Here is an 8,413-nt window from a genome sequence, read left to right on the forward strand (position 1 = left end):
GACCCCTCCAGGGGTAAGACCCGAGGGGTCCGTGTCGACCTTCTCCGGTTGGGGCCCTCCGGGGGATTGACCCGGTCGGCCTTGAGGCGATACATTCATATTTATTATAGTAAATACCTGGCAGTGTCCCCGCTCTAGCGGTGGAACAGTCCAGCCGTGTCGAACGATCAGCGAGGCGAACGTGCACGAGCAGAACGATTCCGGGCGCGGGGTGCGCATCGGCAACTTCTCCGGCTTCTACGGCGACCGAAGTGACAGCATCAACGAGCTGCTCGACGCCGGCGTCGACTATCTGACCGGCGACTACCTCGCCGAGCTGACCATGCTCATCCTGCGGAAGAACCAGATGGCGGGCCGCCCCGCCTACGCTGCAGGATTTATCAGCCAGCTGCGGCCCGTACTGGGCCGTATCGCCGAACAGGGCGTCAAGGTGGTGTGTAATGCCGGAGGGCTCGATCCTCTCGGCTGTGCACAAGCAATCCGTGAGCTGTGTGCCGACCTCGGGGTCTCCCTGACAGTTGCGGCCATCAGCGGCGACGACTTACTGGATCAGTTGCCTCGCCTCATCGCCGAATCCAATGACCTCCTGGCAAACCTCGACACCTCTGCATCTTTCGAGGTTCCCGCCGACGAAGTCCTTGCTGCCAACGCATATCTGGGAGCATGGCCCATCGTGCGCGCGCTCGAACGCGGCGCCGACATCGTCATTTGCCCCCGCGTCACCGATGCCTCCCTGGTGATCGGACCGGCGGCGCATCACTTCGGCTGGTCTCCCGGCGACTACAACCGCCTCGCCGGAGCACTCTGGGCGGGCCACGCCATCGAGTGCGGTGGCCAGGTCACCGGCGGCAACTACTCGTTCTTTCACGAGGAGGGCCCGCTCGGGATCCCGCCCATGCCCGTGGCCGAAATCTTCGAAGACGGAACCTCGATCATCACCAAGTCCGTCGCAGAGACCGGACTCGTATCGACCGACACCCTCACCGCACAACTGCTCTACGAGGTGTCCGGACCGCTCTACTACAACCCGGACGTCATCGGCGACCTCCGGACGGTGCGTGTCACTCAAGTGGGTGACGACGCAGTCCGACTCTCGGGTGCCGTCGGATACGCACCGACCACAACGGCGAAGTTGTCCGTGTGCTTCGAAGGCGGCTACCGGAACTCGATCACGATCGGCCTCACCGGCGGTCACCTGGAGCAGAAGCTCGAATGGCTGCGCACCCAAGTAGATCAAGTACTCACGCACGCTGACGAGTTCGACGGCTATCGCTGGACCGTCGTGGGTCCGCGCGACCCCTCGAATGGCGGCATCGACGACGCCACCGCGCTGGCGATCATCACCGCGCGATCGAGCAAGGCGGAGGCGGTGGGCCGCCGCGCCTTCACCGGGGCCATCACCCAGCTCGGCGTCTCCAGCATCCCGGGCTGCTACTTCGTCGGCCCCCCGCAGGCCGAACGATCGGCCGCCGTCCAGTGGCCGGCACTTGTCGACAAAACCCGCATCACCGCCGTCGTACACCTCCCCGGACAGGACGACGAGGTCGTCGAGTGGCCGGAGGTCTCGATCGCACAGCCCGTCATACCCATCCACGTCCCTGAGCCGCCGCGCATTCACGACGCGACCGCCGCCACCATCGATGTTTGTCTCGGAGACCTGTTCGGGACTCGGTCCGGAGACAAGGCTGGGCTCGCGAACGTCGGAGTGTGGGCGCGAGACGACCAGGCGTACGCCTGGTTGCTCGGATACCTGACCGTCGAGCGGTTCCGCCTGCTCGTCCCGGACGCCGCCGGCCTGCGCATCGACCGCCACGCGATTCCGGGCGTGCACGGTATCAACTTCGTCATCCACGAATTCCTCGAGCAGGGGACGGCGTCCAGCACGCTCGTCGACTCGCAGGCCAAGGGACTGGGCGAGTATGTCGCCTCACGCAAGATCCAGGTCCCAGCCTTCCTGCTCGGTCGCTCCGCAGAGGAAGACCCGCGTGCCGTATCGGTCGGCACGCTCGACATCGGGCAGCGGTCCGCAATCACCGGTTGAGGCCTGCCGGTCCTCAACCCGATCCGTCAATCGTTCACCGGACGAACCTCACGAAGGAGTGTTGTCCATGCCCATCGGCACCTTTCCCCATCTCGAATCACACAAGGACATCCGCGAGGCCGTCCGCGCCCTGTGCTCGAAGTTTCCCGCCGAGTACTGGGAGCAGCACGACCGCGAGCACGAGTACGCGGCCGACTTCGTCAAGGCGTTCGCCGACAGCGGGTTCCTGGGCATCCTGATTCCAGAGCAGTACGGCGGCGGAGGCGGCACGATCGCCGAGTTCTGCGCCGCGCTCGAGGAGGTCGCGGCCAGCGGAGGCGCGCTCAACGCGTGCTCGAGCGTCCACACTCCGCTTCTCGCCGTTCCCTCGATCCTCGCATTCGGCACGGAGGAGCAGCGAAAGACACTGCTGCCGAAGGTCGCCTCCGGAGAACTGCTCATCACCTTCGGCGTCACCGAGCCCGACGCCGGCACCGACACGACCCAGATCGACCTCGCCGCCACCGAACGCGACGGCGGGTGGGTGCTCAACGGACAGAAGGTGTGGAACTCGGGCGCACCGTACGCCCAAAAGGTGCTCGTGCTGGCACGCACATCACCTGCCGGGACGGGCAAGCGACGCGGCGACGGTCTCACCCTCTTCCTCACCGACCTGCAGACCCCGACGATCGACATCCGGAAAATCCCGAAGATCGGCCGCAACGCCTTTGCCTCCGCCGAGCTGTTCTTCCGTGACCACGTGGTGCGGCCCGAAGACGTCGTGGGCGAGGTAGGACAGGGCTTCTACCACCTGCTGCACAGCCTCAACTCCGAACGTCTCTACCTGTCGTCGGTGGCGATGGGGATCGGCAGATGGTGCCTCGACGCGGCAACCCGCTACGCCTCCGAACGAGTCGTGTTCGACCGCGCGATCGGGAAGAACCAGGCCGTGCAACATCCCCTCGCGGCCGACTACCTCCAGCTTCTGGCGGCGAGCCTGGTACTCCAATCGGCGATCGAAGCGTGCGAAATCCAGGGCGCCGGCAACATCGGCACGCTGGCGAACTCGGCGAAGTACCTGACCACAGAGGCCGCGTGGAAGATCGCCGACGATGCCATGCAGACGTTCGGTGGCTATTCCTTCGCCCGTGAGTACCACATCGGACGGCACTGGACCGAGGTCCGGCTGCAGCGCATCGCGCCGGTCAACAACCAGATGGTGCTCAACTACATCGCCGAGCGGGTGCTCGGCCTGCCGAGGAGCTACTGATGGCGACCGCGACACATCCGCGGTCAGTCACCGCGACCGAAGCACTATCCGTCGTCGAGCCGGGCATGACCGTAGCCAGCGCCAGCCTCAGTGCCGAGCCGACGGCACTGTTGCACGCCCTGGCCGCACGCACAAAGGAACTCGCTGGCCCGATCACTCTCGTCAGCGGCATGTTCCTGGACGGCTACGCCGCGCTGTCCCCACACCTGGGCCACGACATCCACCTGCGTACCTGGTTCATGCCCCAGACCTTGCTCGGTGATGTCGGACTGGGCCCGCACGTCGACTTCCTGCCGTTGTCCTGGGTGCAGACCTACCGCTACGTCCTCGCGTCGACCCCAGACGTGTGTCTGATCCAAGTCTCACCGCCCGACGACAACGGGTTCCACAGCGTGGGCATCAGTGCCAGCGTGAACAAGGCACTCGCACAGCGCGCCCGCACGGTGATCGCTCAGGTCAACCCTCAGATGCCCTACACCTTCGGCGACACACTGATCCACGAGTCGGAGATCGACTACCTGGTCGAACACGACGCACCACTTGTCCCGTTTCCCCATCGACGCCCCGACGAGATCGACGACCTCATCGCCGGACACATCATCGACCTGATCCCGGACGGCGCCACCCTCCAGGGGGGAATCGGCAAGGTCCCCGAAGCCGTTCTCCGGCGCCTGACGTCCTCAGGTCACTCCGACCTGCTCATCACCTCCCAACTGACCGACGCCGGCCGGGACCTCATCGAGGCGGGTGCGTGCCGCACCGACGGTCCGGCAGCCATCGTCGGCGAGGTCGTGGGCAGCGCCGAACTCTACCGCTGGGTAAATCGGGAGGCACGAGTCGAGCTTCAACCGGCCCCGATCACCCACGGCTTGAAGGCCTTGTCCGAGCGGCGCCGGTTCGTGTCGGTGAACTCCACACTCGAGGTGGACCTATACGGCCAACTCAACTCGGAGGTGGTCTCCAAGGGTCAGGCCGGCGGTATCGGCGGAAGCGTCGATTTCATGATGGCAGCACAGCTCGACGATGCGCTGAGCATCATCGCACTGCCGTCGACGACAGCCCGAGGACGCTCACGCATCATCCCGGTGGTCGATCGCGGACTGGTAACCGCACCTCGCACGCTGACCCAGATCGTCGTGACCGAACAGGGGATCGCGGACCTGCGCGGGCTGACCGTGGGTCAACGAGCCGAGGCACTGCTCGAAGTGGCCCATCCCGACCACCGGGACGAACTCCGCTCCGCACTCGGCGCGTCCTGACCGTTTTCCTGGGAAGGCCCGACTACGAGGGCCTTCCCAGGACCCGCGCGTACGACTCGACGAGCTTTTCCAGCAGACCGGCGAGCGTCTGTGCCTCGTGCTCGTCCCAGCCGACCATGAGTTCCCTATGTACTTCGTCGCGGCGCCTGTTGAGGTCGGCGATGGTCTGGTGCCCTTTGTCGGTCAGCGTGAGCTCCAGCCGTCGCCGGTCGGCCGTCGAGGAGTGCTTGGCCAACAGGTCTGCTTCGATCGCCTGGTCCACCGCGCGGCTCGTATTCGAGTGTTCCATTCCCAGGCGTTCGGCGACCTCCCGGATCGAGGGAGCCTTGTCCCGGGACAGGTCGTCGACCGCTCGGAGTATCCGCATGATGGTGATCCGGCCGTCCAGGCCGGTACCGTGGGTCAGGAGCGCGCGGTGGCTCGCTAAGCGACGGATCGCCACGAGTTCAGCGAGAGCCTCATCCGCGCGTGCGAATCCTTCCGAGCGTTGCGTCATTCCGAGATTCCCGTCTTCGCGATCGTCGTTGGTTGCCGTGATCGAATCTGGCATAGACGGAAAGACCGGCTCAACGGGGGAGTGCACGGCGGTACCCTCATTCCGGTACGGCGGCAGTGACGTGTCGCTTTTGCATCTGCGTGACGACGAGTGCCAGAGCGGCCGCCGTCAGAACGAGTGCACACCCGCCTGCGAGCAACGAGATCCGCAGTGACCATTGCTCCGCCACGAAGCCAACTGTCACCGCCGCGAGTGGACGGACCCCGGCGAAGGCGAGGACCCACATCGCCATCACCCGTCCGAGCAGTGGGGGTGCACAGCGTTGTTGGACGGCGACGCTGAAGGCGGTGATGCCGACCATCATGCTGCACCCAGCCACGATCATGACCGCTAGTAGCACGCCCATCTGCTCACTCGCGCTCGCCGAGGCGATCATCGCCGCAAGGACGACCATCGCGATGAACCCCTCTGTGCGGGGCGCCAACCGGCCCTGCGCAACTCGATGGACCAGCACACCGAACAGGCCACCCACGCCGAAGGCCGCCACAATCAGACCGGCCGAGCCATGGTGATCGACCGAGTCCGCAATCGCGGGCGCCAACGTGATGGCCGGCTCCGCTCCGAACCCGATCGCTGCCACGGCGACGAGATAGGCCAGGATGACGCGATCGCGCACCACGTAGCGAACGGCGCTCCAGACGCGGACATCCTCGTTGGCGCCCCGCACCGGTCGCGAGGACCGCATCAGGAAGAACCCTGCGGTTGTCAGCGCGTAGACGAGACCGACAACGAACAGGCTCAGGACCGCATCCCACCACGCCAGCAGTAGGGCCCCGAGCGCGGGTCCTATCGTCCGAGCCAATGCAGTCGGGAGGAAGTTGAGAGACACCGCCGAGGACAGCTCACCCGGTCGGACGAGCCGAGCAATGATCGAGTGCATGGCCGGTGAGGACAGGGCGAGTCCGCTGCCGCAGACCAGCGCACATACGAGCAATGGCAAGATCGCGTCGGACCCCTCGGTATCGGTAAGCGACAGCCACAGTGCGAGGGTCAAGGACCCGATCCCGGACAGCGCTCCGCCCACGACTATCGGAAGTCGCTCACCGTACGCGTCCGACAAGCTCCCGCTTGCCAGAGTGAACAGGAGTTGGGGCGCCATTTGCGCCGCGCTGATGATGCCGGCCCAGGTGGTGGAACCGGTCGCGCCGTAGGCGACCGTCACGATGATGATCGTGAACGCCCACGTAGCGATGAGCGACCAGATCTTTCCCCAGAACAACGTCCCGAAGTCCCGATCGAGAAGCAGCTGAATCGATGACCGCTGGAGTTGAGTAGTGGACACCACCAAACTATATATCAATCATATATAGTTTGGCGTACTTTTTGTGTGAGGCCGGTGACATCGACGATCCTGCGATGTCTGAATGAGACCGTGGCACTGTCGCTTCGGTGAGGACGCGAAGCAACGTCCTCGCGTCCTCACCGATGAGCGGAGACACTGCCGAAGCCTTCCTGTCGAGAGTCTTCACCCCGCTACTGTGCAGAGGCGGCCTCGGGCGTCCGGAAGGAGCGGTGAAGCTGCAAGTGAACACCGCAACCCGATTCGTCTGGTCAGTTGAGTCGCTCGAGGACCATTGCCATACCCATGCCGCCGCCGACGCACATGGACTCGACCCCGTACTGCTTGTCGTGCCACTGCAGGGAGTTGATGAGGGTCGAGGTGATGCGAGCACCGGTCATGCCGAACGGGTGTCCGACCGCGATCGCACCGCCGTTGACGTTGAGCTTGTCGATCGGAATGCCCAGCCGCTGCGCGGATCCCCACGACTGCACTGCGAAGGCCTCGTTGATCTCGAACAGATCGATGTCCTCGAGTCTCATACCGGCACTCTGGAGTGCGGCGGGGATCGCATCGACGGGCCCGAGGCCCATGATCTCAGGTGACAGGCCGGTGACCGCGGTGGAAACGATCCGAGCCAGGGGGGTCAGGCCCAGCTCTCTCGCCTTGACATCACTCATGACGACAATCGCCGCAGCGCCGTCGTTGAGCGGGCATGCGTTCCCTGCGGTGACGGTGCCGTCCGGCCGGAAGACCGGCTCGAGCCGGCTGACGTCCTCCATAGTCACGCCCGGTCGGGGACTGTCGTCTTTTGCCACCACGGTGCCGTCTTCCAATGGGACGGGCGTGATGTCCTTGGCCCAGAAGCCGGAAGCGATCTGCTGCTCGGCAAGGTTCTGGCTGCGCACGGCGAACTCGTCCTGTTCGTGGCGGCTCATTCCGAGGACCTGCTGCACGTTCTCCGCGGTCTGTCCCATGTTGATGTAGACATCGGGGAGCTGACCATCTTTGCGTGGGTCGCCCCATGCCTCGGCACCGCTCTGACCTCTGGCCTCGGTCCGCAACGCGGCATCGGAGAACTTCGGATTCCGGATGTCCTGGCCCGGAATGTCGTCGGAGGTGCCTTTGAAGAATCGGCTGATCGTCTCGACTCCGGCCGAGATGTAGGCATCACCCTCCCCGGCCTTGATGGCATGGAACGCCATTCGCGTGGTCTGCAACGACGACGAGCAGTAGCGGGTGATCGTGGTGCCCGGGAGATGGTCGTAACCGAGCAGGACTGCGACGTTGCGACCCATGTTCCAGCCCTGTTCACCGCCTGGAAGTCCGCAGCCCAGGAGCAGGTCGGTGATGTCCTCGGGGTCCAGCTCTGGGACCTTGCCCAGGGCAGCTCGCACCATCTGCGCGGCCAGGTCGTCGGGTCGCACGTCCTTCAGCGAGCCTTTTCCGGCGCGGCCGATCGGAGACCGAGCGGTGGACACAATGACAGCTTCGGGCATCTGTTTTCTCCTTCATCGGGTTCGGCTGGGTTCGATGCTCGATCGAGCATCCAGCCCACTCGTCCACGCGGTGCGTCCACTACGAGCGGGTGCTCGGTCAGGTCGGATCGGATCTGGGGCGATGCACGAGCAGGGCTTGCACCCCGACCTCGAGGCCGCATGTCTGACAGTGACGAGGCCGGACAATTTATTGTAATAAATCATGGGGTTATCCGGTAGTGTCGCCTGAACGCTGCAAGGGAACGACTTCCGCCAGGGGAGGGTGTCAGGTCACCGGTAGCCCACGACATGCAGGAAGGAAGTCGGGACGCGATGACCGTGCCGCTCGACAGTGCAGCACGACAGAAAGGCTCAACCCGCATGACGAGCACCGCCGACACCAGCTCCACCGAACACGGCGCCGAGGTGTACCCACCGAGCCCCGAGTTCGTCGCCACCGCCAACGCCGGTCCCGAGTTGCAGGCCGCCGCAGACGCCGACCGGCTCGGGTTCTGGGCGACGCAGGCGCAGCGGCTGGACTGGGCCACCGA

6 protein-coding genes are annotated in these 8,413 nt (G+C 65.0%); 3 read left to right on the forward strand and 3 right to left on the reverse strand.

Features of this window, described 5'->3' with window-relative positions:
• Positions 1-181 precede the first annotated feature (181 nt).
• The 3 genes from G6038_RS24025 (at position 182) to G6038_RS24035 (ending at position 4,549) form a co-directional block, all read left to right on the forward strand.
• Positions 182-2,041, forward strand: coding sequence for an acyclic terpene utilization AtuA family protein (locus G6038_RS24025; RefSeq protein WP_346772905.1), 1,860 nt, complete (start codon positions 182-184; stop codon positions 2,039-2,041).
• 67 nt (positions 2,042-2,108) lie between these two features.
• Positions 2,109-3,290, forward strand: coding sequence for an acyl-CoA dehydrogenase family protein (locus tag G6038_RS24030; RefSeq protein WP_165040410.1), 1,182 nt, complete (start codon positions 2,109-2,111; stop codon positions 3,288-3,290).
• 65 nt (positions 3,291-3,355) lie between these two features.
• A complete protein-coding gene (locus G6038_RS24035; protein ID WP_165040412.1) occupies positions 3,356-4,549 on the forward strand; it encodes an acetyl-CoA hydrolase/transferase family protein in 1,194 nt (397 codons plus the stop codon).
• Between the two features lie 22 nt (positions 4,550-4,571).
• Here the strand turns inward: G6038_RS24035 and G6038_RS32175 are convergent, their stop codons facing one another.
• The 3 genes from G6038_RS32175 to G6038_RS24050 form a co-directional block, all read right to left on the reverse strand.
• On the reverse strand, positions 4,572-5,132 hold the full coding sequence (locus tag G6038_RS32175; protein WP_165040414.1) for a MarR family transcriptional regulator: 561 nt from the start codon (positions 5,130-5,132) through the stop codon (positions 4,572-4,574).
• Between the two features lie 10 nt (positions 5,133-5,142).
• Positions 5,143-6,387 (reverse strand): MFS transporter, encoded by a 1,245-nt coding sequence (locus G6038_RS24045; RefSeq protein WP_165040416.1) that lies wholly within the window; start codon positions 6,385-6,387, stop codon positions 5,143-5,145.
• 269 nt (positions 6,388-6,656) lie between these two features.
• Positions 6,657-7,883, reverse strand: coding sequence for an acetyl-CoA C-acetyltransferase (locus G6038_RS24050; RefSeq protein ID WP_165040418.1), 1,227 nt, complete (start codon positions 7,881-7,883; stop codon positions 6,657-6,659).
• Between the last annotated feature and the right edge of the window lie 530 nt (positions 7,884-8,413).

This window comes from Rhodococcus sp. 14C212 (genome assembly GCF_011058195.1).
Taxonomy (GTDB): Bacteria; Actinomycetota; Actinomycetes; order Mycobacteriales; family Mycobacteriaceae; genus Rhodococcus; species Rhodococcus aetherivorans.

Coding starts and splice junctions, on each gene's coding strand:
- G6038_RS24030 (WP_165040410.1), top strand. CDS start 2,109: ATGCCCATCGGCACCTTTCCCCATCTCGAATCACACAAGGACATCCGC.
- G6038_RS24050 (WP_165040418.1), bottom strand. CDS start 7,883: ATGCCCGAAGCTGTCATTGTGTCCACCGCTCGGTCTCCGATCGGCCGC.
- G6038_RS24035 (WP_165040412.1), top strand. CDS start 3,356: ATGACCGTAGCCAGCGCCAGCCTCAGTGCCGAGCCGACGGCACTGTTG.